Consider the following 22,625-nt stretch of genomic DNA (forward strand, 5'->3'; position numbering starts at 1 on the left):
TGAACGTACTTTTGTCTCATGCCGCCCTCGGCGCAATCTTCTGCCCGACGACATCCTCCGGCCACTCATGGACCTTTGTGACCGTCACGCCGTCCGTCCGCACCACCGTATGATCAACGTGACCACCGATGCCATAAACGGGAGGCAGGTCCGGCTTGACTGGATTAACGCCGGGGGATTGCCTCATCAGGTCGATCGCGGCGACGCCGGCCGGAAACAGACCGTGCTCAAAATCAGCCTCAACGAGCGGGACATCATGTCCGCCGCAGACGTTTGAACCCGCATTGAGCAGCGTCCAGGCGGGAATGCCATCCATATATGAATTCGTGGTAGCGTAGAGAATGATAGGGCCTTCCGCCTCAGATATGCCGGCAACGACCAGTTCAAAACCAAATTCTGGCACTTGGCCCGATCGCGCAGAAAGCGTTTCTTGAAGCCACTCCATTGTTGCGTCAAAGCCAGAGGCCATCGAGCGCATAGCGATGGCGTCTGCGACAAGTTTGCCGGCCGTGGCGTTGCCGCGCGTCACCACCGCAAGAGACCGTCCCGCAGATATTTTGGAGCGGATGTCCATCAGGGTGCCGTCTTCGGCGTAAACCGCGCCGTCAGCCATCAATTCAACGCGGTCCGGGTATTTCAGTGCGATAAACGCCGTCATGCAGCTACTCCGATTTTGAAAAGCGAGCCAAAGAAGTTCGTGCCACCACCGCCGCCAAGGTTCTGAATTTTGAACATGTTGTTGAAAACGTCATCCAACAGCGCGCTGCCTATGCGCTTCAGAGCATTAGCGAAGACGTCCGCCGCCTTCTCGCCCTCCAAGAAACCGTCAACGAGGCCGCGCGTAACGTCCTTTGCGGTGGACATGGCATTTTCTGCAGCCAGACGCACTTCGTCTTGTTTTTCTGACAGTTGTGCAGATGCGACGGATGCCTGCGCATACGCTTCTGCCAGGCGATCAACTTCGGCGCGTAGTTCCGGAGTGATCTTCTTGCCGGCGTTTTGTGCAGCCGTCAGAAGTTCATGCGCCGCTCGGGCCTTCTCCAGAGCATAACCATAATCCTCGATGGTTGGGTTGAGGAGTTTCTGTGCTTCGGTTTCAGCAATTGTCGCAGCGGTCGCCTCAGCGATACGCTTCTTCATCTGCTCATAATCATCGAGCTTCCTGCCGCTGCCGCTGCCAGTGTCCCCACCACCAGCGCCACCCTTGCCGCCCTCGGATGTGCCGAACGTCGAATTCAGCGCCTCTTCAAGCTTCTGCGCGCCGAGCTCAGTGAGCGACATCTCGGCACGGATCTTCTTGATCTCGGCAGTGATAGGGCTTTTGTCGATGACAGACTGCGTTTTCTCAAGGCCGGTAATATCGTCAGGCTGACGAACAAAGTTGCCAATGCGCGGATCAGAAAAGCCGCGCTCGACACCGCTGTTTCGGGTAAAGACCTTGCTACCAATTTCGGACTTGAGTGCCGTTCCGCGCTCTTCAAGATTCGCTTGCTGAACTGCCAGCAACGCGCGCTGGCGTTTCAGCTCGAGCTCCAAGAGCGATTTCTTGGCCTCAAACTCCTTCTTCGTATCGGCAACGATAGAGTTCGATGCGGCGGTCTGCGCGCCGGCAGTCGCCGCTACCGCCTTTTTATATGCCTCCTGCGCTTTAGCTGCGTCAGCAATCATGCTTTCGACAGCGCCGCCCTCTCTGGCCTGCGCGGCGAGAGCCTGAGTTGCGGAATCAACGTTGTTGCCCCACTTGCTGAATGCTATCGCAGCACCAGCAGCCAGCCCAGCCATCAGGCCTAAAGGACCAAGGGCGGCGGCAAACCCGCCTGCGGTGAGGGTGCCTGCACGCATTGCGGCGACGAGTGACACCACCGAAGCCGTGGCCGCTGGAATGGAGGCCAGCATGCCCCCGATCGCGCGGCCAACTAGAGCCGAACCTAAAACAGTAGCGAGCTGCACAGCAACGTCAGCAGTCTCGTCGAAATTATCGGCCAGAGCGTTGAGACCGGCAACAAGACGCTGCGTCGCGCCAAGGCTTTCGTCCGTGCCGCCGATGTATTTTGTGAAAGCGTTGTTGACCTTCGTAAGCGACTGGCTGAGCGTCTGCGTAGCGGCCGATGCTCGCGTCCTGAGCTCGCCCGTCCCTGCGAGGATCGATCGGAAGAACTCTTGGGCGGATACCTTGCCGGCCTTCACGTCGGCCGTCAGCTTGGAGACCGAGCCGCCCCACTTGGCAGATCCAGCAGCCGCGGCTTGGAGAAGCGGGTACATCCCATCGATGAGGGAATTGTACTCCTGGCTTTGAATCTTGTTGCCTTGAAGAGCCTGTGACAACTGCAGCAATGCGCCGCTCGCCTCGGTGGCTGACTGTCCGGAAACCTTGAGAGCAAGACCAACAGAGTCGGAGAACTGGATTAGCTCCTCCTGGCTCGCACCAAGATTCTCCGCGGCCATAGATGCCCGGCCGTAGAGTTGGACGGTGGCCTCAAGGGGGGATGCGTTTGCCTGTGAAAGCTCATAGAGCTTCTGCAAGGTCTGCACCTGCTTGTCACCTGTCACACCAGCAACGGAAAGTGCGTTCTTCGCCTTCGTCCACGCCTCGGCGTAGCCGATAATCTCGCGGGTGCCCAGCGCGGCAGCAATGCCCGACAAGGGTGCAATGAAGCCACGCGCCGCGCCTGAGCTGATCTGATTGAGGCGAGCCGACATCTTCTGTGCAGATGCCTCAATCTTCTTGAAATTGCGGTCGGCGTTGCGTGTCGCGCTGGCGATCTTCTTTTCAAAATCGGCAACGCGGGCCTCAAGCAAGACCGCAAGTCTTTCATAGTCAGTCGCCATTCTTTTTGGTGCTCCTGATTGATTTTGACATCGCCCGTTTGATCTTCGCCGCGGCTTTTTTGCGCGACATTCGGTAGCCCGGAAAAAAGAAAGGTTGAGCGGGAATTGCGGGGATCTGCGCGCCTTCGAACATGCCGCCGGCAATATGTGCTCGCGTTCCAAATTCGACGAGGTGGGCCGTCCGCACCTTGCTGTTGCCGGCCGTGATCATGGCGGCGTTCTCGGGGACAACGGTGGAGCCGCCAGGCTGGCTGTGTGGCGGCGTCTTTTGGCCGCCTGCCGTGACCTCGATGCTATCGCGCAGGTCGCCGTCGTCGACGGGCGCCAGCGCTTTCATAACGTTCGCCACATCCTGTGCGGCGGATGTGATGGCAGGCTGGGTCTGCTCACGAACCGCCTTGGGAATACGTTCAAGCCTGCGCTTGAGACGGTCCCAGCCTTGGAGCGTTTTAGCCATCGACTGGCTCTTTCTGAGTAACCTCAGGAACGTCGGTGCCATGGAAGAACGCTGACACCAGATTGATGACGAGGCCAAAATTCTCGGCTGCCGGTCGTTCCTCGACGTAAGTTCGAACTAGCCGAAGCGCATCCGTAGGGGGCAGGCCGCCGCCGATAAGGCCGAGCCGCACAAGCTCCCGCGCATCATTCAGGTTGACGATACCGGTCCGCGTTGCGTGGAGCAGCGTCGCGTACAGCGACCGTTCGGTGGTTTTCTCCCATTCCGCGGCAAGCGGCCAGGTCAATGCGAATTTGTACGTGCCATCGGCGAAATCTTCTTCGACGATGGCAAAGGGCTGTGCTGAGGTCATGGAATTATCCTTGGAACAATTGAGCAGCCTTTAGCGTTCGTTGGCGATGAACGGGATGGAGGCCGCGATGGAAGAGAAGGTTGAGGTCGTGCCGCTGGCGGCGATCACGGCTCAGTTGGCGGCTCTAGCGGAGCAAGCCAGGGCGCTTTGCAAAGATCTGGAAACGGTCCCTGACGAGGATGGGGAGGATGTTTTAGACCCCCTATCAAGCGAAAAAAGCTAATGTTTTCTCGCGCGCGTTTGCGCGCACGCGCGAGGCAATTTTCTGTGTTTGCATTTGAATTGCATTCCCCCGCCGCTCCGTAGCTGAGCGATCGGCCACTTTCGATGCACCCCCTAGCCTAGCTCGATGGGGTATCCGTCCACACCGCAAGCGAAAACCTTGCGCCCGCGTTCCATTGCCTGCTTGGCACTGTCATGATGATGGCGACAAAGGCTTTGAAGATTATCGGGGTCGAAGAATAGATCTTCGTTGCCCTCATGCTTCTTGATGTGGTCGACGACCTCGGCGGCGGTCACCTCTTCGGTTGCGAGGCAGAACCGACACAGGGGCTCTTGCATCAACTGCCGTTCTCGTAGGTCGAGCCAGCGCTTGCGCTTATAGAGGTGTTGCCACTCGGCACTCTTAGCGCGGTTCTTACTGCGCCCCATACCTGCCACCTAAAGGTACGCTGCCTCGCCCCACGTCGTAACCTCGCGGACGTTCACCGCTTTGGTGCGGCCATCCATGCCGGTCACGCGGTCGTAGTCGAAGCGCTGTCCAATACGTGGTGCCTCAGTATCTGGCATTGCGGTGATGTGTACGAAGTCACCGGCGCTACCGCGCGCTCCGTCTTCTTGGATGAAACCGAAACCGCGATCGGTCATCCACTTGATGATCTTGCCTGATGGCATTGCATAGTCCTTATATGTGGAAAGGGCGGCCTGCCGCCGGGGCTCAGCAGCAGGCCGTTTGTAGCGTGGCCACTCACACCCACGCTACCTGGGTAGATGGCGCTTAGGCTTCGAAGTCACCGGTGACCAGAGACTCGGGACGATAGACCGCAAGGGCAAGACGCTCCTCGATCCGGGCCGTCGCCATATTGAGCTCAAAGTCTTTGTCGTTCTCTGTGCTGAGTTCGAACGTGACCTGCTGCCGATCGAAGATCTGCGCAGCGGTAGCCAGTGCGCCAACGAGGAACTGGCCTGCTGGCATCGCCGTGGTATCAACGATGGGCAGACGCCATATGCGACCCTGTCCACCCTCTACAGGGTCAACTATGATATAGTTGCCGCCAGCGTCCTTTGTGAGCTCAAGCTCGGCCAAGTCGTCCGGGTTCATGACAATGCCTGTCGCGGTATACTCGGCGCGACGCACCTGCTGGATGGCTCGGCGAATGGTGTCAACGCGAGTATCGCCGGCCTGGCGCAGGCTCTCGTCGAATTCAGTCGCCTGCGGAATAAGGCCTAGCAGGTTCTGACCTGTGCCCGAACCAAAGAGAAGCTGCTGCTCCTCGACCAGCTTCAAGCCGGTTGTGCCGCGCAGATCCAGATAGGAGACAAGGCCGGCCACATCGTCCAACATCTGTTTGGAGAGTTTGAAGAGGTGCGCGATGGTGCGAACCGATGCGGTCTTCAGGTCGAACGTAATGTCCGAATAGGGCTTCTGAGTAGTCTCGGCGACAGGTGCCGCGTTATTTGTGAAGCCGGTTTCCTGGACGAATTCGATAGAGCCCGCAGTTGTCTTGCCTGGCGCAATGAGATCGCGCACAGTGAGAACACGCTGTGCGGGCGTCACAATACCTGGGCGTCGATCGGCGGGAACAAGCGAAGTGCCCTGCGAGCGACCAGTGCCGACGGTCGTATTGCCGGATGTGATGGCGGCAGACTCGACATAAGCGCGGCCACGATTGGCGCCGCCGTTCAACTCTTTGAATGCGGGCGTGTTGACCAGCGCTGTTGCCAGGCTTTCGCCGGTGGCGAAGTTGTCGTTGGCGTGGCCGTCCATACGGGCGAATTGCTTTTCCAAACCGGAGATGCGCTCAGAAAGGCCAGTTGTAGCAGTGTCAAAAGCGGAGCCAAGCTGCTCGATTTTGGTAGCGATATTGTCAGTCATCAGGTGTCCTTTTCGACATAGGAGAACGCGCCTAGATAGGCCAGCATCTGCGGCTGATACGTTCGTGCGGGTTTGTCTGTGTTGGCGGCATTCCATTTGTCGATTTCCTCGACGTGCCGCCTTGCTTGCCGGTATAGATCGCGATGCGTAGCGATCTGCTCGGCTGTTCGATGCTTGTGGGTGGTCGCTTCGATTGCAGCTGCAACGGGGTTGGCTAAGACTTCTGCCTTCCTTGTTGCGACATCCTTTCGAATTTCTGCGAGCAGGCGCGTCACTTCAGATGTCATTGCGCGGCCCGCCATTTTTTCGCCAGCGCTTCGAACGCGGGACCGGCAACAAGCGCCTGCTTCACAGCACCGGTTGCCTGCGTTGCACCGAAAACGGCGTGAACGCCGTGGCCGCAGACGTCAGCAAGGATATCAACGCCTGGGTTTTCCAGATCATTGCGCAGCACAATGCTCTTGATGACCGGGGCAAAAGGGTTTGTCCGGCCGCCGTCGAATGCCGCAGCAATGGCCTCGACAAGTGACATGCTCAGCGTTGGGGAATGGATACGGGCAAACTTGTCGACGCTTTCGCCTACGGTGCCGAGCCCGTTGTCAGCAAGGACGGCAATAAGCAGCCGCGCCATTTGGTCAGCGGAAAGTGGCGGGTAGGTACGTCCTACGGCCTTAGGCAGAACACCGGCGTCAGATGCGCGCTGGGCCAATGAAGTGACGCGACCGAGGCCAATGCCAAGTGTTTTAGATAGGGCAAGACATGCCGCGGCTTTGCGCACGGTCGCCTCCTTTCATTTTTTGAAATGAATGTTTCGGGTGTTAAAAAAAACAGGCCAAGCTCGCACACCCGCCGTAGCGGGGTGCGTTGGCCGGATCACTGACGACGGGGACGGCGTCAGGATTTCAACGCGCCGGTTCATCCGCGGTCGCGATGATGAGAAAAAGAAAAAGCCCCGCCGAAGCAGGGCAGTTGGGCGTCCGAGGAAACACCTATAACTAAGGGGTCTGGAAAAAGACCGAAGTGGTACTATGCGGCCATTTTTTCTGAAATTCTCTGCAAAGAACCTTCGACGACCTTCCTGCCCATGCGGTGAGCGGACGATTCTGCGTACCCTTTCAACAGACCAATCGTCCTGAAGCTGGCGTCATCAAGAATTGCATCGACAATCTCCAAGTCATCGTGTGCGAGACCGGCGCCAACCAGTTCCTGGCTCCGTTCAATCTCAGCAAGGACTTCGTGCATTGGGGCAGACCCATTGCCGCTCGACTCCGAGATACCTGCAAGCCGGCCGTATTCGTGGGCGACTCCGTCAGGCAATCGGGTTATCGTCGGCATGCTCTTCGTATTAGCTTTTGCCGCTGCTAGTACGTTGTCGTTCGCGATGGCTCGCGCTGTTCTCGCGGACGGAGCCAGCGCGCGTGGAGCGTCTGATGATTGCGCTGAAACATACGTATTTACCGACTTTAGGCGCGTGTAGGACGCGTCTTCTAATGGCTGTAGCGCTTCCTGTTTGGCCGTTTCAGATTCATCATCGCGCACCAATCCGAGCGGGTCGGCTTTGTAGGCAGGCAATCTCTTTCTGCCGTTGGCGTCGCCGTACGCGACGAGCTCGCCACCACGAAAAACAAGGCCGGTAAGCTTGCTGCGCCAGTTCGTCGAGCCGAGGAGTGTGTTGCCTTCAACGAATGAGAAACCGCATCCAGCGTGCCGGTGCAGGATATCTAGCGCGTGGCCGGACCGGCATTTCTTCGTCACTATGTGTGGTCGATAGGCGGCACTAACTGCCGCCAGGACTTCCGGAACCGATGGAAGAATCGAGCCCTGGTTATGAACTCGCTCCGCGCCTACGCCGGCATTACCATCTGCATTGTCTGTTTCGGGGCGATTGTCGTTAGCGGCGGTGACCGCTGGTCGAAGGCGCTCTTTCACCACGCGGAGAGGAATCACCAGTGGGGACTGCTTCTCAACGAGCCACCGTTCGATGCGGGTAGCGTGCTGGCCGTGTTTGTCGGCTACTCCTGCGCTATCTCGTTCAATGCGCCAGTCCGCGCTCGGGCCGTCGTTGGGCATGCGTACGGTAACGCCAGGAGCGGCCACAGCTGCCAGCGGTGCCACCCATTCAGACGATGCGACACGCATGGACGAGCGAAAAGGGCGGATACGCTTCGGTGAGAATTCACTCCACTCAATCCCGGCTGGTTTGGGTGCGATGACCCATCCGCGCGAATCGTACGTTTCGTTGGTGCAGGCCCGCTGCCCGCCTGAGCCCCAAGATGCTAGCGTGCTTGCGGACGAGTAAAAGCGATGGCCGAGCGGGAGCTCCGCCTTCCTGTCAAAAATCATATAGAGAATCCCCGATTTGCTTGGTTTAGCGGTCGCTTTTGCGACTCTGTTTTTGCGGTCAGCGCCGAATTAAACCACACTAGACCCATTCTACTTTTTTGTCAATAGGCTATTGCTATATTGATTGAGTTGTGGTAAGGGCGCGCGCTTTTTTTTCAGGTCAGCCTTGCAAGTACCCCACCTCCCGGCGCCTTTTGATTAAAAAATCAAAAAATGGGATTTTAGTTGCGCGTGGCTGCCCCGCCGGTCCCCGACCGAAGAGGAAGTCTGGACTTTTTGGGTGCAGATGGGGTGGGGTTCAATTCTATTTTCAGGCACAATATCGGGTACGGTCGGTACACATCATAGATGTGTGTACCGTACCGTATCCGTATTTATGGGTGCGAGGTACGATAGATACGCGGGTACCTTTGGGTACGTTCGTATCTCACGTATCCGCCCCAGTCACCCTGAAGCCATCATCTGCTTCGATCACCAGTCCATCATCGACAAGAGAATCCTTGGCTCTTTTGAAGCGCGACTTTAGAGTGTTTGTATCGACGCCTGGATATTCAGCATAGAAGGCGCTGCGCCATAGGCCCTGCGGCGCGGTCTTGCCTTCGGTAGCTAGCTTGCGGATTACATCGAGCGCCTTTGCCTTATGGCCCTTGATATTCGCCACCAGCCGCTCTCCGGCCGTCACTGCATCGGCAGGAACAACGACCGGTGCCATTGTTGGCTCGCCGTCCTTCTCTCCGACCTGGACGCCTTCCATCCGGAAACGAGTGATGGTGCCTTCGTCACCATCGTTCGTGCCGTCGCACTCGAGAATGTAGCCTGCGGCCTCTTTTTTCACGAGGAACGATGCATCGACGGCACCATCAAGATCAATCGCGCCCTTGCCTCGGTCGCCAGCCCATCCGGTGTGATGGATGACTGTGAGGTGTGTACCAGATATACCTTCGCGAATGGTGTCGCAGGCCTGGACGAATTTCGTCATATCCTTGGACGTGTTTTGATCGCCCGGCCCGAAAACGCGGGTTAGCGTGTCCACAATGACCCACACGCACTTTTGTCCGATCTGCTCTTCAGCAGCCTTTACCGTCTGGATAATGGCATTTGCATCGGCCAGTCCGGATGTCAGGTCCAGCATACCGCCAAGGACGGCGAGCGGAATGTCGTCAATGCCGTGATGCTTGCGAAAAGCCCGCATACGGCGCTTTGTGAGGGCCTTGCGCTCCGCAGCGATGTAGATCACCAGCCCTTGCTTCACCGGCCTGCCGTGCCACTCCATTCCCGCCGCAACGTGGCAAGCTAGGTCGGTGGTGATGACCGATTTGCCAGATCCCGGTTTGCCTGAGATCATCGTGAACTCATCGACGCCGAATACACCCTTCACGATTTCTTCCTTGGGCATATCCTCGTCGAGGTCGCCGAACCAGTCGAACGTAAATCGTTCCTTCGCCTTCGCGGGGAGGTCGACGTGATGAACGCCTGCGCGTTGCGAGAAAAACAACGGGCCATTGTCGGTGAACCAAATCTGACCAGCGTTATTGTCGACCACGGCGCCGAAAAGCGTCGTGCCTCGGATGTTGCCGCCGTAGGCCTCCAGGAAAGGAATGAGTCGATCGTCGAAATCGGGCTTGTTGTCGTTCGCTGGTGCCGGCCTGGTTAGGTCTTCGGTGAGTTTCGCAAGGGATGCCTGAAGCGGGGAAGGCTCCCGCACCGGTGGCCTCGCGCCAATGTCGCGGCCGATAATCCGCATGGCAATATCGCCGTCAGCGTCAGGTCCGGATATTTGCTCCATTGAGGGCTGGCCGTCCTCACGGAGGAACAGGAGCATGGAGGTTTTGGCATCGCAACCGTCGATATCATCGACGAGGACGCAAGCGCGGTTCGCTTCATCAACATCATCTGGCCACTGGTCGCCAGGGAGGGCAGACAAATTTACGGGGCAAGCTTTTTCCCAGTCTGCTTCGCCATTCTCTTTGGCAGGTGCGATCACAACGTCCGCACGGCAATGGCCGTGGTCGGTCAGGCGATCATAGATTCCAAAAATGAGAGCCTCGCGACTGTCGAGCGAAGGTGTGTCTTTAAGCTGCGCGGTGATTGTCATTGGCGGTCAGTGCCCCATACTGGTCAAGTGCTAACTCTGTGATGCGTTCGGCAAGAGGTGCCGCGAAAGTGGCAACCCGGCGCGGGCCGGACTGCGGCGCGAATGTCAGGATGTTGCCGTCGCGCATGCGCAGTAAGCGAAGGCCGTAGAGACGGCACTCATCGGTGAGCTGAAGATCGAAGCTCGCGATGGCCCTATGGCCAAGAGCTGGTTCGTCGATCGGTTTCATTGATAGGATCTGCATTGGTCTCCCTTCATTGCGCACCTAGGCGCGTTCCTGCCGACGACGTCCGGCAGGTGGTTGTGGGTGATGGGGCGAGGGGGTGGTTAGGCGGCGGCCACCCCCTCCTGCGCCGCGATCCATGCAATCAGCGTCGACTTGCGCGCCCTTATATTTTCGCCGAGGCGGAATGTCGGAATTTTCCCGCCTTTCACCAGGTGATAGACCGCCCGACGGTCTTCGCCGATAAACTCCGCAATGGCGTCAGCGCCCTTCAAAATGTCGTCGGCAATGTTGTCGTTCGATGCTTTCATTTTTTTCTCCTCATGGGGGTTGACACGTTTGTAAAAAATGCTAGATTTGACGTGCATGCTTTAATTGGCGTATTTTAATCAAAACGACGGTAAGCGTATACCTATTTTACAAATAAGTCAAGCTGTTTTTGCAATGTGTTGCAATAAGTCCGCGTGTCGTGTACTTGGTGCTAATGGCAACAATACGAAAACGCAAGCTTCCCTCCGGCAACACAGTCTGGCTCGCGGAATATCGCGACGGCGCTGGCAAACGGCGATTCAAGCAATTCGACTTGAAGAGGGACGCCGACGCTTTCTTGCTTACTGTGAGAGGCGAAGTTCGCGACGGAATACATGTCGCGGCGAGTCAGTCGGCAACGATCTCGGCCGCCGCAGACGACTGGTTGAAGGCGGTGAAGGCTGCCGGCCGAGAACAAAGCACCATTAATCAGTACACGCAGCACGTAACGCTGCATATCAAGCCGCTGATAGGCGATGTGCTCCTGTCGAAATTCAGCGTTCCAGCTGCACGCGAATATGAGGATAAGCTGCGCGAGGAGGGGCGATCTGCTGCCATGGTGCGTAAGATCATGGTGAGCCTGGGCAGCCTGTTGGCTGACGCTCAGGAACGAGGCAGGGTGGCAAGGAACGTCGTCAGAGAGCGCAGCCGCACTGGTCGCAAGGCAAGCGACGCGAGGGCGGAGAAGCGCAACAAGGGCAAGCTGCGGGTCGGTGTCGACATACCCACCACCCAGGAAATAAAGGCCGTCATCAACGCAGCAGAGGGCCGATGGAAGCCGCTGCTGTTGGTTGCGATCTTCGCAGGTCTGCGCGCCTCCGAACTGCGCGGCCTGAAATGGTCTGACGTGGATCTCGAAAAGCGAGAAATCCACGTTCGCCAGCGCGCTGATCGCTTCAATGATATAGGTGCGCCGAAGTCCGAAGCGGGTGAGCGAACCGTCCCGATCCCGCCCATGGTGGTCGCGGCGCTGACGGACTGGAAAACCAAATGCCCGGTTGGAAAGCTCGGCCTCGTGTTCCCCACGGGAGCCGGCACGGTCGAGCAACTTGCCAATATTCGAAGGCGCGGCCTGATCCCCACGATGATTGCGGCAGGCGTGACGATCGACACCGGCGAGACGGATAAGGACGGCCAGCCCATTTTGGAGGCAAAATACACCGGCATGCACGCGCTCAGGCATTTTTTCGCCAGCTGGTGCATCAACCGTAAGGAAGACGGCGGCCTGGGCCTGCCGCTGAAGGTGGTTCAGGAACGGCTGGGGCATTCGTCGGTGACGATGACCGCCGATGTTTATGGCCATCTTTTTCCCCGCGGCGATGATCTCGACGAACTGGCCGAAGCGGAACGTTTGCTCATGTCGTAATGCGTGGGAACCTATGGACATGCAACACATCTGCAACACGTTTTCATAAAAACCCCAGAAATGATGGGTTTTATGCGGATTGAAAATCCGCGTGTCGGTGGTTCAAATCCGCCTCCGGGCACCATTAAATCTCCAGACTGATAAATTTATATAGGTGCGTGTTCGGACCGATCCGACCTAATCTTGTGGGATTCAACGATAGCCATAATGGCAATAAACATTTGCCTCGGGGGCGGGTAGGCGAAAATCCTCGTAAATATGTTTTTTGGGTGGGTGTATTTCGTCCGCTAACATTATCCCAAAAATATCAGATGCTTGGCAGATTCTTAACCTCTGCTTAATGGATTTTTTGCCCAGCTTGGCGATTTGCCATTCAGGTGACCGTTCGGCGTGAAATACTCGTGACAACAAAATGGGTCGCCGTTTTTCTTGGGAGTGCCGCAGCCCATCTTTTGAGCTCCGGCAAAGTTGCAATTACTGTCGTAAACAGTTCTCACTACGATGGAGCCTTTGATATGGATCGGGCTGCTGAACGCAGTGGTTTTGCCAGGCCGGTTGAGTACCCGTTTCAGTTTTCCGACTATCCGGGATACGCGCACATAAAACGAAAGATGACGGCACCTCTGCGCTAGATGAGAATGACGAGTTTGCAACACACGTTTTTCATCTTAAAGGGAGAACAGCCCGCAAATGGATCATACTGTAATTCCATCTTCTTTACCGCCCGGCGTCATATATTTCGGTGACTTCCTTTCGCCGCAAGAGGAAGCTGCCACCGCAACCATATTGGATGCCGGTGGGTGGAGCACGGAACTGAAGCGTCGTGTGCAGCATTTCGGTTATCGGTATGACTATAAAGCCCGCGCAGTTGCGCCGGATGCCTATCTCGGGCCTTTGCCGCCATGGCTGGGCGTGTTCGCCAGAAGATTAGTGAGGAACGGCCACTGCGAGAACTTGCCTGATCAGGTTATCGCGAACGAATACTTTCCAGGGCAGGGGATCAGCGCGCATGTCGATTGTGTCCCCTGTTTCGACGATACAATCGTGTCGATAAGCCTTCTATCCGCTTGCGAGATGGTTTTCCGCGATTTGCGCGGATCCGGCACATGTGGCGTTGTGCTTCAGCCCCGCTCAGGTGTCCTGCTCATGGACTCCGGGCGTTATCATTGGACTCACGAAATTCCGGCTCGCAAATCGGATATTGTGAACGGGGTGAAGACCGTTCGAAGCAGGAGGATTTCCCTGACTTTTCGTAAAGTCATTGCTTCAACGCGCACCTAAGCAATTACAAATGCTCCCGGTTATCCGAATTCTGCTCCGCCCGGTCCCGATAAAGCGCGGCCCGCCCCAGCAGCATCAGGGAAACCGGCGTCGTCACCGTCATGAAAATGCCGATGAAGATTTCGTGGAAAGCGAAGCGGCCGCCGGAGACGGAGAAATAGATGATGGAGGCCATGACGATGCCGCCGGTCCCCCAGCTGGTGCCGAGCGTGGGCGCATGCAAGCGTTCATAAAAGCTGTTGAGCTTGGCAAAGCCTATGGTGCCGATCAGCGTTAACGAGGCGCCCAGCAGGACAAAAAAAGCTACGGCGATGGCGGCCCAGAGCGGAAATTCTGCGGCGTTGCTCATTCTATGACCTCCCCGCGCATCAGGAATTTGGAAAGGGCGACGGTGGACACGAAGCCCAGGATGGCGATCAGCAGCGATGCCTCGAAATAGATGTCGTTGCCGGTGCGCAGGCCGAAGGTCAGCAGCAGCAGCATGGCGTTGACATAGAGCGTATCCATGCCGAGCACCCGGTCCTGCGCGCGCGGGCCAATGGCGATGCGATAGACCGAAATCGTCATGGCAATGGCCAGCATCAGCTGCGCCAGCGAAAAGGACCAGAAAAGGATAATCGAACTCATTCGAATATCTCCATCAGCAGTTTTTCATATCGGTTCTTGATGAGGCTTATCCACGCGGCCTCGTCCACGTCGTCGAGGACGTGGAGCAGGAGCGTGCCCTGACTGGAATTATATTCAAGCCAGGCGCTTCCCGGCGTCGAGGTGAGGATTGTCGCCAGAACGGCCAGCGCCATGGGATCGCGTATATCGAGCGGCACGGCCAGAAAACCCGATTTGCGGTCCCTTTCGCGCCTGAACAGAATGATCTTCGCGACCGAGAGATTGGACCTGACGATATCGTAAAGCACGATAAGGATCAGCTGCACCAGCCGATGCCAGTTGCGAATGCGGGGTTTTGCCGGCCTCAGCGACGCCATCGCCCAGGAAGCGATGAGCGCCACCGCAGTTCCGAGCAGCAGATGCCCCGGCGAGAAACTGTTGATCGTCATCCAGAAGAAGATCAGGGAAACAGTCAGTAGCGGGTAGGGCAGGACACGGTTCATCATGGCTCTGCCTCCGGATTGCCGCCCGCCCGTGGCGCGGAAATGACGCCCTGGATATAGCTCGCGGGCAGATCGAGGATGCGCGCCGTTTCCTGCATGTAACGCATCACCGGCCCCGCCTGAACGGTCATGGCGAGTGTCAGGCCGAGAAGCAGCATGATGGGTGCGATTTCGATGACGAGCACGCGCGGCACGGTGCCTTCGATGGAGGCCCAGAAAGTACGGATGCCGGCACGGGTCATCGAGATCAGTGAAGCGAAGCCGGAAAAGACGATCAGGAAGACGATCCACCATGACAGGGTGGAGATGCTGTCATTGGCGCCGAGACCGGACGGATTGAGAATGGCCGATAGCATCGAGAATTTGGCAATGAAGCCGGAAAGCGGCGGCAGGCCGGCGAGCAGGATGCCGCAGGCGGCAAAGCATGCGCCCAGCACGGCCATGGTGGCAGGCATGGTCACGCCGATTTCCTCTTCCTCGTCTTCTTCCTCGCCTTCGCCATAAGCCTCCATGGTTACGGCAAGAACGTTTGCGCCCGCATCCTGCCCGCGCTCGACAAGTTCGATGAGCATGAAGAAGGCACTGATGGTGAGGGTGGAGCTGACAAGGTAATAAAGTGCGCCGGCCGCCACCGTGGGATTGCCGGTACCCATGGCTGCAAGCAGCGTTCCCGATGAGACCAGAACCGAAAAGCCGGCAAGCCGTCCCAGCGCCTGCGACGCCAGAACCCCGATGGCACCGAAGATGATGGTGGCGATGCCGCCGACCAGCAGCGCATCGTGGCCGAAACCGGCCGATTCCCCGGCCGTCTGGCCGAACAGCAGGAAGGAGAGGCGGGCGATGACATAAATGCCGACCTTGCTCATGATCGCGAATAGCCCGCCGACCGGTGCAGATGCCGCACCATAGGCGGAGGGCAGCCAGAAATTCAGCGGCCACATGCCGGCCTTGACCAGAAACGCGATGCCGAGGATGGCCGAGCCGGTTTCCAGCAGCATGCGCTGGTCGGGGTTCAGCCCCTCTATCCGGTGGGCGAGATCACCCATGTTCAGCGTGCCCGTCACGCCATAGATCAGACTGACGCCAATCAGGAAAAACAAGGCGGCAACGAGGTTGATGGCGATATAATGCAGCCCTGCCTTGACGCGTTGCTGGCCGGAGCCATGCAGCAGCAGCCCGTAAGATGCCGCCAGCATCACTTCGAAGAATACGAAAAGGTTGAAGAGGTCGCCGGTCAGGAACGCGCCGTTAACGCCCATCAGCATCATCTGGAACAGCGAATGGAAATGGGCGCCCGCCTTGTGCCATTTCGCCATCGAATAGATGAGCGAGGGAATGGCGAGCAATGCGGTCAACAGGACCATCAGGCCCGACAGGCGATCGGCGACGAGCACGATGCCGAAGGGTGCCGGCCAGTTGCCGAGCAGATAGACGCCGCTCGAAACCACAGCAGCGATCTCGGTATTAACGGTTGAGTTCACCTCGCGAAACAGCAGAATCGCAACCACCAGCAGCAGCACCGTGGAGGTGAAGCTGATCGCGGCTTTGGCCACACGCTGGCGCTCGTCAAAGAACAGCAGCAGCGCGGCGGTAATGAGCGGCAGCAGGATGGGTGCTATGACGATGTGGAAGGGGAACGACATCATTTCGACTCCCTCCCATCCACATGGTCAGTGCCGGTGAGGCCGCGCGCTGCGAGCAGCACGACAAGGAAAAGCGCTGTCGTGGCAAAGCCGATCACGATGGCGGTCAGCACCAGCGCCTGCGGCACCGGGTCGGCAAGCGTCGAACTGTCGACGCCGTTCACCAGCACCGGGGGTGCGTTGGTCTTGATGCCGCCGACGCCGAAGATGAACAGGTTCACGGCATAGGACAAAAGCGAAAGCCCGACGATGACCTGATAGGTGCGCGGGCGCAGGATGAGCCATACGCCGGAGCCGGTCATGATGCCGATGCCGATTGAAAGAATGAGTTCCATTACACGTCCTCCGCTTTTGCGGCGTCAGGCGTGCGAACGCGGTAGTTGCGCAACGATTGGTGTGCCAGTGCTATCAGGATAAGAACGGTGGAGCCGACGACCAGCGAAAAGACGCCGAGATCGAACAGCAGGGCGGAAGCCGTCGGCATTTTGCCGATATAGGGTATCTCCGTATACTGGAAATAAGAGGTCAGGAACGGGTAGCCGAAGTACCACGAGCCGATACCCGTCGCCGCCGCCATCAACAGGCCAAAGCCCATCCAGCGCAGCGGCAGGATGCGGATGCGGTCCTCGGCCCAGCGCGCCCCGCCGGCGAGATATTGCAGAAGGAAAGCGATCGCCATGGTGATACCGGCCGCAAAACCGCCGCCCGGCATATCGTGGCCGCGCATGAAGAGGAAAATGGAAAAGGTGATGATGACGGGGAACATCCACTGCATCACGATGGATGGCACGTAGAGATAGTCGCGAACGGTATCGCCCTTGCTGCGATCCGGGCGCTCCGCATCGAAGGCGTTCTGCATCTGCTGCTGTTCCGGAAGTCCGATGCTTTCATGGGCGGGACGGAAACGGCGAAGCAGCGCGAAGACGGTGAGCGCCACGATGGCCAGAACCGCGATTTCGCCGAAGGTGTCGAAGCCACGGAAATCGACCAGGATGACGTTGACCACATTGGTGCCGCCGCCTTCGCTGTAAGCGCGTTCGAGGAAATAGGTCGCAATGGCATTCGGAACTGGCAGCGTCATCACCGCATAGGCGATGACGGACATTCCAATGCCGCTGGCGGCGGCCAGCAGGAAATCGCGGGCACGGCGAAGCTGCGCCGGCAACTCATCGCTGCTGTCCACTTTTTCGAAGCGTTTCGGCAACCACCTGAGGCCGAGCAGGATGAGAACGGTGGTGACGATTTCCACCAAAAGCTGGGTAATCGCCAGATCCGGTGCGGAAAGCCAGATGAAGGTGAGGCAGGTGACGAGCCCCGAAACGCCAAGCATGACAAGGGCTGCGAGGCGATGATATTTCGCCTGCCAGGCAGCACCCATGGCCGCAATCATACCGATCAGCCACAGAATGGCGAAGATCGGATCGAAGGTTGTTACCCGCGGCAGCGACAGGGAGAATTCCGAAAGGAAGAGCGGCGAGAAACCGGCAAGAAGCGCCACGAGGATAAGAAGCCTCAGCTGCGGCTGCAGGCGCCGGGTGCCGAGCGTGCTTTCGAGCCACCGCGCCCACTTCCAGGACACGGTGACGAGAATGCGCTCGAAGATGCGCTGACCCCGCAAATGCCGGAAGATCGGCGGACCGTCATCGCAGCGCGAGAAATAACCGCCGAGCAGGACGTAGATTGTTACCCCGCCGATCAGCGCCGCGATACTCATGATCAGCGGCAGATTGAAACCGTGCCAGATCGACAGGCTGTACACGGGTGTCTGTGCGCCGAGAACGGAAAGCACGGCCGTATGCAGGAACGGGCCGATGGAAAGGCTCGGAACGATGCCGACGATCAGGCAGGCGAAGACGAGGAATTCGATCGGAAACCGCATCCAGCGCGGCGGCTCGTGCGGATTGGGGTTTGGCAGATCGACTGGCTTGGGGCCAAAGAACACCGTGTGGATGAAGCGCAGCGAATAGGCGACGGCAAATGCGCCGGATAATGTTGCCACATATGGCAGCGCCCGGTCGAGAAGCGAGTCGGCATGGGTTTCGACGGCCTCGGCAAAGAACATTTCCTTGGAGAGGAACCCGTTGAACAGAGGAACCCCGGCCATGGCCGCACTTGCCGCCATGGCAAGTGTCGCCGTTGCCGGCATATAGGTATAGAGCCCGCTCAGCCGCCGCATGTCACGTGTTCCGGTCTCATGGTCGATGATGCCGGCCGCCATGAAGAGCGAGGCCTTGAAGGTGGCATGGTTGACCATGTGAAAGATGGCCGCCACCGCAGCGAGCGGGCTGCCAAGGCTTAACAGCGTGGTGATGAGCCCGAGATGGCTGATGGTGGAATAGGCCAGCAATCCCTTCAGATCCTGCTGGAACATGGCAAAGTAGGCACCGAGCAGCAGAGTTATGACACCGGCCGCGCCGACCACCCAGAACCATTCCGGCGTGCCCGCAAGCACCGGCCAGAACCTTGCCAGCAGGAAAACACCCGCTTTCACCATGGTAGCCGAGTGGAGATAGGCGGAAACGGGTGTTGGTGCCGCCATGGCATTGGGCAGCCAGAAGTGAAAGGGAAACTGCGCGCTCTTTGTCAGAGCGCCGCCGAGAATAAGAATGAGCGCAGGCACATAAAGCGGATGCGCGCGAATGGCGGCGCCGGCCTCGATGATCCTGTCGAGATCGTAGCTGCCGGCCATGTGACCGAGGATCAGCAGACCCGCCAGCAAGCTGAAGCCACCAATCCCCGTCACTGTCAGCGCCATGCGAGCGCCGTCGCGGGCGCCGGCATTCTGGTGCCAGTAGCCGATCAGGAGGAATGAGAAGATGCTCGTCATTTCCCAGAAGATGGACAGCAGAATGACGTTGCCGGATAGAACGACGCCGAGCATCGAACCCATGAAGGCGAGAAGAAAGGCGAAGAAGCGCGGTATGGGGTCTTCAGTCGACATGTAGTAGCGGGCGTAAAGCACCACCAGCAGGCCGATGCCGGTAATCAGCATCGAGAAGATCCAGGCAAATCCGTCGAGCCGCAGTGTGAAGTTCAAACCGAGCTGCGGCAGCCATTCCACATCGTATTTAAGAACGGCGCCCCCGCTGACGCTGGTATAAAGGAAAATACTGCTGACCAGCCCGAAAAGGGCAACTGCCCCCGCAACGGAAGCGGGAGCTGCAGCAGCACCCTCGCGCGGCATGAACGCCGTCAGGAGTGCGCCGACGAAGGGCAATGCGACAATAAAAGGAAGAATGGTTGCAAGTGTCATATGCGGCGGCGGTTTTCTCTCTGGAATGGGAGCTTGCGGCGGATTTCCGACGACTCCAATCCCTCAGGATTCCAATGAATCCAATGATGATGACCGCCGGAATGACTAGTACATAAGATGCGGAGGCGCGCGTGGTACCACGCTGGCAAAGTCTCGGGACGCTTGTGGCGCGACGGCAACAGCAACGAGCCGCGCCTTTGCCTCAAGGTCAACACTGACGGCGGTTAAGGAAAACGCGTCCTGACCAATACCCGGGGCCGCATTGCCTGACCGGCAACCGAAATCACCGCCGTTGTCGCAATCCTTGTCGCGAAGCGAAAGGGAGCGGCCAAGATCGACGGTCTGCATGCGTTCGAGGCGGCTGGTCTTGGAAAGCGGCTTGATACCCGAAGGCGCCTGGAAGCCGATCATGAGAAGAAGGCTGGCGACCACGAGACCGATCAGCACTTGCGGATGGCGCCTTGAACTGCGGCCTTTCTCCATCCATTGCAAGTTGGCATCTCCTTGATCGAAAACGTCTCTTTAAAGCATCACCGCTGCGCGAATATCCCGTTGATTTGTTTTAGGGGAAGCCACCCGCGCTTGTCCAGCACACAGGCCGGAAAAACCGCCCGAAGCGCTCAATTCCTTTTTGTTTTTGCTCATTTGCGGCAAAGTCGGGGCAGGGGCCGTTAAAAGACTTTACAAATTTTACCGTTTGACCCGCAACGCCGCGTTTCTTAACTTTCAAGCAAGGAATTAACCATAAAGATTGGTGGTATTTCCACGGCGGAATGGGGTCTCTCCCCTTCCAGGCATGACGCCGCACTGCCGTACCGGTGCCGATCCGGTATTTCGTTTCTTGGTTCAAGAAGGTCTGGCAAGCGTCGATGCCGCATCGTCCGCGATGGGTGTGTTCGTTCAAAAATCCCCTCAGGGTGCTGGCGTTCTGAACCTTGGCAAATTGGCCGGGTTTCACCGGCCGTCATGTTGTTGGGGACGTCGGTTGGGGCAGGACTTGCCATCAGATCAAGCGCGCAGATCGGCAGGCGGAAGCCTGGCGGGGCGGTTGCGTTTTGCCGGCCTCGATGAGACGCAATCCGACTTCCTGCGCAGCTATCGCGGCATGCTGGAGCCTTACGTCAAGGCCGGCCTGCGCGATGTGATGACCCGTTTCCAGTCCATGCCGGACTGTTCCCCGTCCTTCGACAGCGAAAACCAGCTCGAACGCCTGCACGATCTGCAATCGTCGCACTGGAGCGTTTTGACGGATGCACGTTTCGATGCGCTCTATGCCGAGCGGGTGAAGGTGCTTTCCGACAATGCCAGCCGCATGGGTCTCGATCCGCGCTGGCAAATCGCCAGCCACGCCGTCGTTCTGGAGCACCTCGTTGGTGGACTGGTGGCGGAACACGCGCCCCGATCCATCCTGCCGGGTAGCCGCAAGAAGAGCCGTGAGCTCGCCGAAGCGGTAAAGAATGTCGTTCGCCTCGTGATGGTCGATACCGAGATAGCGGTCTCGCTGCGCTTTAATGAACTACGCCTGCGTCATGGCCGCGAACTTCAGGAACAACGCGACAATGACCGGGCTGAAGCGGCAAACCTCTTCGGCGTCGCGTTGAAAGCTTTTGCGGCAGGCGATTTGCACGCACGGATAGACGGTGACGTTCCAGACGCCTATCGGGATGTCGCGACAACATTCAACACGGCCCTTGAAACCATAGGCGCGTCGTTGACGGCGGCCCATAACAGCGTCGGCGAGGCGGAGGCCTTGAGCGGACGTTTTGCCGATATCGGCCGTTCCATTGCCGAGCGTTCACGCCAGCAGGCCGAAGCCCTTGCCGAAACCTCGCATGCGATTCAGGCCCTGATCGGGAACGTTGCCGAAAACGGCGCTCGCATTGCGGCGACGGAAAAGGCGGTTTCGAGCGCCCGCGACGCGGCCGTCGAAAGCGGCCGTGCGATCGGCGAGGCGATCGACGCCATGTCGGACATCGAACAATCCGCCGAACAGATCGGCAGGATCATTGGCACGATTGACGAGATCGCTTTTCAGACCAACCTTCTCGCGCTCAATGCCGGCATCGAGGCGGCGCGTGCGGGTGAAAGCGGTCGTGGGTTCGCTGTCGTCGCGCAGGAAGTCCGGGCGCTCGCCCAGCGGTCTGCAGATGCCGCAAGGGAGATCAAGAGCCTTGTCGGAACCACGAAGACCCAGGTCGAGGGCGGCGTCCGCATGGTCAACCGCACACAGGACGCGATCGGCGGCGTCGTCCGGCAAGTCTCGGGCATCAACGACATGATCGCTGAAGTCTCGCGGCTTACGGCCGAGCAGGCCGGCGAACTGCAGTCTGTTGCCGCCGATATTGGCGGGCAGCAACGGCAGGCGGACCGCAATGCCGTCGATATCAGCGCGAGCGCCTCCGAGGCCGACACGCTTCAAACCGTCATTCTGGAACTCGGCCGCACCGTGCGCGAATTTCGTATTGCCCGCCAGGAACATTTCGCTGCCGCCACCGGTGCGGATCGGCAGCAATCATCATTTATGGCCCGTGAGGATAGCCGCACGGATTACCGCCAGGATTACCAACAATTCAGACGTCAGGGAGTCATGTAATGGCAGCCAGAAAAGCAGCTGAGGCGACGCTGAAACTGTCACCGGTGCTGGACCTCAACGAAGCATCGGCCCTGCACGGCAAGCTGATGACGTTGCGGGGAGCACCGCTGTCGGTGGACGCGTCAGAGGTGGAACGTATCGGCGCCCTTTGTGCGCAGGTCCTCATGGCCGGCGCCAAATCCTGGGAAGAGGACGGCAAACGCTTCGGCTTTGCCAGCGTGTCCGATGCATTCGACAAGACCATGAAACTGATAGGCGTCGATATCGATCATTTGCTCCTGAAGGAGATGCAAAAGTGAAGAAAAAAGTTCTTACCGTGGATGATTCCCGGACGATCAGGAACATGCTCCTGGTCACGCTCAACAATGCCGGTTTCGAAACCATTCAGGCCGAAGACGGCGTCGAGGGCCTCGAAGTGCTCGAGCAGAGCAACCCCGACGTCATCGTGACTGACATCAACATGCCCCGTCTCGACGGTTTCGGTTTCATAGAGGGTGTTCGTCGCAACGAAAAGTACCGGGCGATCCCTATCCTCGTTCTGACGACCGAAAGCGATGCAGAGAAGAAGAACCGCGCCCGCCAGGCCGGTGCGACGGGCTGGATCGTCAAGCCGTTCGACCCTGCCAAACTCATCGATGCCATTGAGCGCGTAACCGCCTGATACGGGACATTTCACG

The 22,625-nt window shown here is 58.3% G+C and carries 28 protein-coding genes; 7 read left to right on the forward strand and 21 right to left on the reverse strand.

Features of this window, described 5'->3' with window-relative positions:
* Positions 1-16: 16 nt before the first annotated feature.
* The 4 genes from QE453_RS11330 to QE453_RS11345 are packed head-to-tail and all read right to left on the reverse strand — an operon-like array spanning position 17 to position 3,638.
* Positions 17-658 carry a hypothetical protein gene (locus QE453_RS11330; RefSeq protein ID WP_309777086.1) on the reverse strand — a complete coding sequence of 214 codons (642 nt, stop codon included), beginning with the start codon at positions 656-658 and terminating at the stop codon, positions 17-19.
* Positions 655-2,829 (reverse strand): tape measure protein, encoded by a 2,175-nt coding sequence (locus QE453_RS11335; RefSeq protein WP_309777087.1) that lies wholly within the window; start codon positions 2,827-2,829, stop codon positions 655-657. Before QE453_RS11335 ends, QE453_RS11330 begins: the two co-directional genes overlap by 4 nt.
* On the reverse strand, positions 2,819-3,286 hold the full coding sequence (locus QE453_RS11340) for an HK97-gp10 family putative phage morphogenesis protein (protein WP_309777088.1): 468 nt from the start codon (positions 3,284-3,286) through the stop codon (positions 2,819-2,821). Before QE453_RS11340 ends, QE453_RS11335 begins: the two co-directional genes overlap by 11 nt.
* Complete coding sequence (locus tag QE453_RS11345; protein ID WP_309777089.1) at positions 3,279-3,638, reverse strand: gene transfer agent family protein; 360 nt, start codon at positions 3,636-3,638, stop codon at positions 3,279-3,281. The genes QE453_RS11340 and QE453_RS11345 overlap by 8 nt, the downstream gene beginning before the upstream one ends.
* Positions 3,639-3,705: 67 nt before the next feature.
* Here QE453_RS11345 and QE453_RS11350 point away from each other — a divergent pair, with 67 nt between their 5' ends.
* Positions 3,706-3,861, forward strand: coding sequence for a hypothetical protein (locus QE453_RS11350; protein WP_309777090.1), 156 nt, complete (start codon positions 3,706-3,708; stop codon positions 3,859-3,861).
* A 113-nt stretch (positions 3,862-3,974) separates the two neighbouring features.
* Here QE453_RS11350 and QE453_RS11355 read toward each other — a convergent pair whose 3' ends face one another.
* The 9 genes from QE453_RS11355 to QE453_RS11395 form a co-directional block, all read right to left on the reverse strand.
* Positions 3,975-4,289: an HNH endonuclease signature motif containing protein gene (locus QE453_RS11355; protein WP_309777091.1), complete on the reverse strand. Its 315-nt coding sequence runs from the start codon at positions 4,287-4,289 to the stop codon at positions 3,975-3,977.
* Between the two features lie 9 nt (positions 4,290-4,298).
* Positions 4,299-4,532: a cold-shock protein gene (locus QE453_RS11360; RefSeq protein WP_078054139.1), complete on the reverse strand. Its 234-nt coding sequence runs from the start codon at positions 4,530-4,532 to the stop codon at positions 4,299-4,301.
* 103 nt (positions 4,533-4,635) lie between these two features.
* A complete protein-coding gene (locus QE453_RS11365; RefSeq protein WP_309777092.1) occupies positions 4,636-5,733 on the reverse strand; it encodes a phage major capsid protein in 1,098 nt (365 codons plus the stop codon).
* A complete protein-coding gene (locus QE453_RS11370; protein ID WP_309777093.1) occupies positions 5,733-6,020 on the reverse strand; it encodes a hypothetical protein in 288 nt (95 codons plus the stop codon). Before QE453_RS11370 ends, QE453_RS11365 begins: the two co-directional genes overlap by 1 nt.
* The gene (locus tag QE453_RS11375; protein WP_309777094.1) at positions 6,017-6,511 is read right to left on the reverse strand and encodes a hypothetical protein; all 495 of its coding nucleotides are present in this window, start codon (positions 6,509-6,511) and stop codon (positions 6,017-6,019) included. The genes QE453_RS11370 and QE453_RS11375 overlap by 4 nt, the downstream gene beginning before the upstream one ends.
* A 248-nt stretch (positions 6,512-6,759) precedes the next feature.
* Positions 6,760-7,803: a hypothetical protein gene (locus tag QE453_RS11380; RefSeq protein ID WP_309777095.1), complete on the reverse strand. Its 1,044-nt coding sequence runs from the start codon at positions 7,801-7,803 to the stop codon at positions 6,760-6,762.
* 700 nt (positions 7,804-8,503) lie between these two features.
* The gene (locus QE453_RS11385) at positions 8,504-10,171 is read right to left on the reverse strand and encodes an AAA family ATPase (protein ID WP_309777096.1); all 1,668 of its coding nucleotides are present in this window, start codon (positions 10,169-10,171) and stop codon (positions 8,504-8,506) included.
* Complete coding sequence (locus QE453_RS11390) at positions 10,149-10,415, reverse strand: hypothetical protein (protein WP_309777097.1); 267 nt, start codon at positions 10,413-10,415, stop codon at positions 10,149-10,151. The genes QE453_RS11385 and QE453_RS11390 overlap by 23 nt, the downstream gene beginning before the upstream one ends.
* An 83-nt stretch (positions 10,416-10,498) precedes the next feature.
* Positions 10,499-10,705 carry a helix-turn-helix domain-containing protein gene (locus tag QE453_RS11395; protein ID WP_309777098.1) on the reverse strand — a complete coding sequence of 69 codons (207 nt, stop codon included), beginning with the start codon at positions 10,703-10,705 and terminating at the stop codon, positions 10,499-10,501.
* A 173-nt stretch (positions 10,706-10,878) separates the two neighbouring features.
* Here QE453_RS11395 and QE453_RS11400 point away from each other — a divergent pair, with 173 nt between their 5' ends.
* The 3 genes from QE453_RS11400 (at position 10,879) to QE453_RS11405 (ending at position 13,350) form a co-directional block, all read left to right on the forward strand.
* The gene (locus QE453_RS11400) at positions 10,879-12,069 is read left to right on the forward strand and encodes a site-specific integrase (protein WP_309777099.1); all 1,191 of its coding nucleotides are present in this window, start codon (positions 10,879-10,881) and stop codon (positions 12,067-12,069) included.
* Positions 12,070-12,446: 377 nt separating this feature from the next.
* On the forward strand, positions 12,447-12,701 hold the full coding sequence (locus QE453_RS25250) for a Rossmann-like fold-containing protein (RefSeq protein ID WP_404977892.1): 255 nt from the start codon (positions 12,447-12,449) through the stop codon (positions 12,699-12,701).
* A 58-nt stretch (positions 12,702-12,759) separates the two neighbouring features.
* Complete coding sequence (locus QE453_RS11405) at positions 12,760-13,350, forward strand: alpha-ketoglutarate-dependent dioxygenase AlkB (protein ID WP_112555890.1); 591 nt, start codon at positions 12,760-12,762, stop codon at positions 13,348-13,350.
* 4 nt (positions 13,351-13,354) lie between these two features.
* Here QE453_RS11405 and mnhG read toward each other — a convergent pair whose 3' ends face one another.
* The 8 genes from mnhG to QE453_RS11445 all read right to left on the reverse strand — a co-directional run bounded on the left by mnhG (position 13,355) and on the right by QE453_RS11445 (position 20,259).
* Positions 13,355-13,699, reverse strand: a complete 345-nt coding sequence (mnhG, locus tag QE453_RS11410; RefSeq protein ID WP_004439848.1) for a monovalent cation/H(+) antiporter subunit G — start codon at positions 13,697-13,699, stop codon at positions 13,355-13,357.
* Positions 13,696-13,977 (reverse strand): K+/H+ antiporter subunit F, encoded by a 282-nt coding sequence (locus QE453_RS11415; RefSeq protein WP_004439850.1) that lies wholly within the window; start codon positions 13,975-13,977, stop codon positions 13,696-13,698. Before QE453_RS11415 ends, mnhG begins: the two co-directional genes overlap by 4 nt.
* Positions 13,974-14,462: a Na+/H+ antiporter subunit E gene (locus tag QE453_RS11420; RefSeq protein ID WP_004439853.1), complete on the reverse strand. Its 489-nt coding sequence runs from the start codon at positions 14,460-14,462 to the stop codon at positions 13,974-13,976. The genes QE453_RS11415 and QE453_RS11420 overlap by 4 nt, the downstream gene beginning before the upstream one ends.
* The gene (locus QE453_RS11425) at positions 14,459-16,105 is read right to left on the reverse strand and encodes a monovalent cation/H+ antiporter subunit D (RefSeq protein WP_004439856.1); all 1,647 of its coding nucleotides are present in this window, start codon (positions 16,103-16,105) and stop codon (positions 14,459-14,461) included. Before QE453_RS11425 ends, QE453_RS11420 begins: the two co-directional genes overlap by 4 nt.
* The gene (locus tag QE453_RS11430) at positions 16,102-16,437 is read right to left on the reverse strand and encodes a Na+/H+ antiporter subunit C (protein WP_003514993.1); all 336 of its coding nucleotides are present in this window, start codon (positions 16,435-16,437) and stop codon (positions 16,102-16,104) included. The genes QE453_RS11425 and QE453_RS11430 overlap by 4 nt, the downstream gene beginning before the upstream one ends.
* Positions 16,437-19,355 carry a monovalent cation/H+ antiporter subunit A gene (locus QE453_RS11435; RefSeq protein WP_309777101.1) on the reverse strand — a complete coding sequence of 973 codons (2,919 nt, stop codon included), beginning with the start codon at positions 19,353-19,355 and terminating at the stop codon, positions 16,437-16,439. Before QE453_RS11435 ends, QE453_RS11430 begins: the two co-directional genes overlap by 1 nt.
* Positions 19,356-19,460: 105 nt before the next feature.
* Positions 19,461-19,838, reverse strand: coding sequence for a hypothetical protein (locus QE453_RS11440; protein WP_035206773.1), 378 nt, complete (start codon positions 19,836-19,838; stop codon positions 19,461-19,463).
* A 79-nt stretch (positions 19,839-19,917) separates the two neighbouring features.
* On the reverse strand, positions 19,918-20,259 hold the full coding sequence (locus QE453_RS11445; protein ID WP_135856022.1) for a hypothetical protein: 342 nt from the start codon (positions 20,257-20,259) through the stop codon (positions 19,918-19,920).
* Between the two features lie 93 nt (positions 20,260-20,352).
* Between QE453_RS11445 and QE453_RS11450 the strand changes: the two genes are divergently transcribed.
* The 3 genes from QE453_RS11450 to cheY1 are packed head-to-tail and all read left to right on the forward strand — an operon-like array spanning position 20,353 to position 22,609.
* Positions 20,353-21,948, forward strand: a complete 1,596-nt coding sequence (locus QE453_RS11450; RefSeq protein ID WP_223216931.1) for a globin-coupled sensor protein — start codon at positions 20,353-20,355, stop codon at positions 21,946-21,948.
* Positions 21,948-22,247 carry an STAS domain-containing protein gene (locus QE453_RS11455; protein WP_004439868.1) on the forward strand — a complete coding sequence of 100 codons (300 nt, stop codon included), beginning with the start codon at positions 21,948-21,950 and terminating at the stop codon, positions 22,245-22,247. The genes QE453_RS11450 and QE453_RS11455 overlap by 1 nt, the downstream gene beginning before the upstream one ends.
* Complete coding sequence (gene cheY1, locus QE453_RS11460; RefSeq protein ID WP_004439870.1) at positions 22,244-22,609, forward strand: chemotaxis response regulator CheY1; 366 nt, start codon at positions 22,244-22,246, stop codon at positions 22,607-22,609. Before QE453_RS11455 ends, cheY1 begins: the two co-directional genes overlap by 4 nt.
* Positions 22,610-22,625: the final 16 nt, after the last annotated feature.

It is taken from the genome of Agrobacterium sp. SORGH_AS_0440 (assembly GCF_031453135.1).
Classification (GTDB): Bacteria; Pseudomonadota; Alphaproteobacteria; order Rhizobiales; family Rhizobiaceae; genus Agrobacterium; species Agrobacterium pusense.

What these genes read in the sequence shown, in the direction of transcription:
- QE453_RS11330 (WP_309777086.1), bottom strand. Translation starts at nt 658, where the DNA reads ATGACGGCGTTTATCGCACTGAAATACCCGGACCGCGTTGAATTGATG.
- QE453_RS11335 (WP_309777087.1), bottom strand. Translation starts at nt 2,829, where the DNA reads ATGGCGACTGACTATGAAAGACTTGCGGTCTTGCTTGAGGCCCGCGTT.
- QE453_RS11340 (WP_309777088.1), bottom strand. Translation starts at nt 3,286, where the DNA reads ATGGCTAAAACGCTCCAAGGCTGGGACCGTCTCAAGCGCAGGCTTGAA.
- QE453_RS11345 (WP_309777089.1), bottom strand. Translation starts at nt 3,638, where the DNA reads ATGACCTCAGCACAGCCCTTTGCCATCGTCGAAGAAGATTTCGCCGAT.
- QE453_RS11350 (WP_309777090.1), top strand. Translation starts at nt 3,706, where the DNA reads ATGGAAGAGAAGGTTGAGGTCGTGCCGCTGGCGGCGATCACGGCTCAG.
- QE453_RS11355 (WP_309777091.1), bottom strand. Translation starts at nt 4,289, where the DNA reads ATGGGGCGCAGTAAGAACCGCGCTAAGAGTGCCGAGTGGCAACACCTC.
- QE453_RS11360 (WP_078054139.1), bottom strand. Translation starts at nt 4,532, where the DNA reads ATGCCATCAGGCAAGATCATCAAGTGGATGACCGATCGCGGTTTCGGT.
- QE453_RS11365 (WP_309777092.1), bottom strand. Translation starts at nt 5,733, where the DNA reads ATGACTGACAATATCGCTACCAAAATCGAGCAGCTTGGCTCCGCTTTT.
- QE453_RS11370 (WP_309777093.1), bottom strand. Translation starts at nt 6,020, where the DNA reads ATGACATCTGAAGTGACGCGCCTGCTCGCAGAAATTCGAAAGGATGTC.
- QE453_RS11380 (WP_309777095.1), bottom strand. Translation starts at nt 7,803, where the DNA reads ATGCCCAACGACGGCCCGAGCGCGGACTGGCGCATTGAACGAGATAGC.
- QE453_RS11385 (WP_309777096.1), bottom strand. Translation starts at nt 10,171, where the DNA reads ATGACAATCACCGCGCAGCTTAAAGACACACCTTCGCTCGACAGTCGC.
- QE453_RS11390 (WP_309777097.1), bottom strand. Translation starts at nt 10,415, where the DNA reads ATGCAGATCCTATCAATGAAACCGATCGACGAACCAGCTCTTGGCCAT.
- QE453_RS11395 (WP_309777098.1), bottom strand. Translation starts at nt 10,705, where the DNA reads ATGAAAGCATCGAACGACAACATTGCCGACGACATTTTGAAGGGCGCT.
- QE453_RS11400 (WP_309777099.1), top strand. Translation starts at nt 10,879, where the DNA reads ATGGCAACAATACGAAAACGCAAGCTTCCCTCCGGCAACACAGTCTGG.
- QE453_RS11405 (WP_112555890.1), top strand. Translation starts at nt 12,760, where the DNA reads ATGGATCATACTGTAATTCCATCTTCTTTACCGCCCGGCGTCATATAT.
- mnhG (WP_004439848.1), bottom strand. Translation starts at nt 13,699, where the DNA reads ATGAGCAACGCCGCAGAATTTCCGCTCTGGGCCGCCATCGCCGTAGCT.
- QE453_RS11415 (WP_004439850.1), bottom strand. Translation starts at nt 13,977, where the DNA reads ATGAGTTCGATTATCCTTTTCTGGTCCTTTTCGCTGGCGCAGCTGATG.
- QE453_RS11420 (WP_004439853.1), bottom strand. Translation starts at nt 14,462, where the DNA reads ATGATGAACCGTGTCCTGCCCTACCCGCTACTGACTGTTTCCCTGATC.
- QE453_RS11425 (WP_004439856.1), bottom strand. Translation starts at nt 16,105, where the DNA reads ATGATGTCGTTCCCCTTCCACATCGTCATAGCACCCATCCTGCTGCCG.
- QE453_RS11430 (WP_003514993.1), bottom strand. Translation starts at nt 16,437, where the DNA reads ATGGAACTCATTCTTTCAATCGGCATCGGCATCATGACCGGCTCCGGC.
- QE453_RS11435 (WP_309777101.1), bottom strand. Translation starts at nt 19,355, where the DNA reads ATGACACTTGCAACCATTCTTCCTTTTATTGTCGCATTGCCCTTCGTC.
- QE453_RS11440 (WP_035206773.1), bottom strand. Translation starts at nt 19,838, where the DNA reads ATGGAGAAAGGCCGCAGTTCAAGGCGCCATCCGCAAGTGCTGATCGGT.
- QE453_RS11455 (WP_004439868.1), top strand. Translation starts at nt 21,948, where the DNA reads ATGGCAGCCAGAAAAGCAGCTGAGGCGACGCTGAAACTGTCACCGGTG.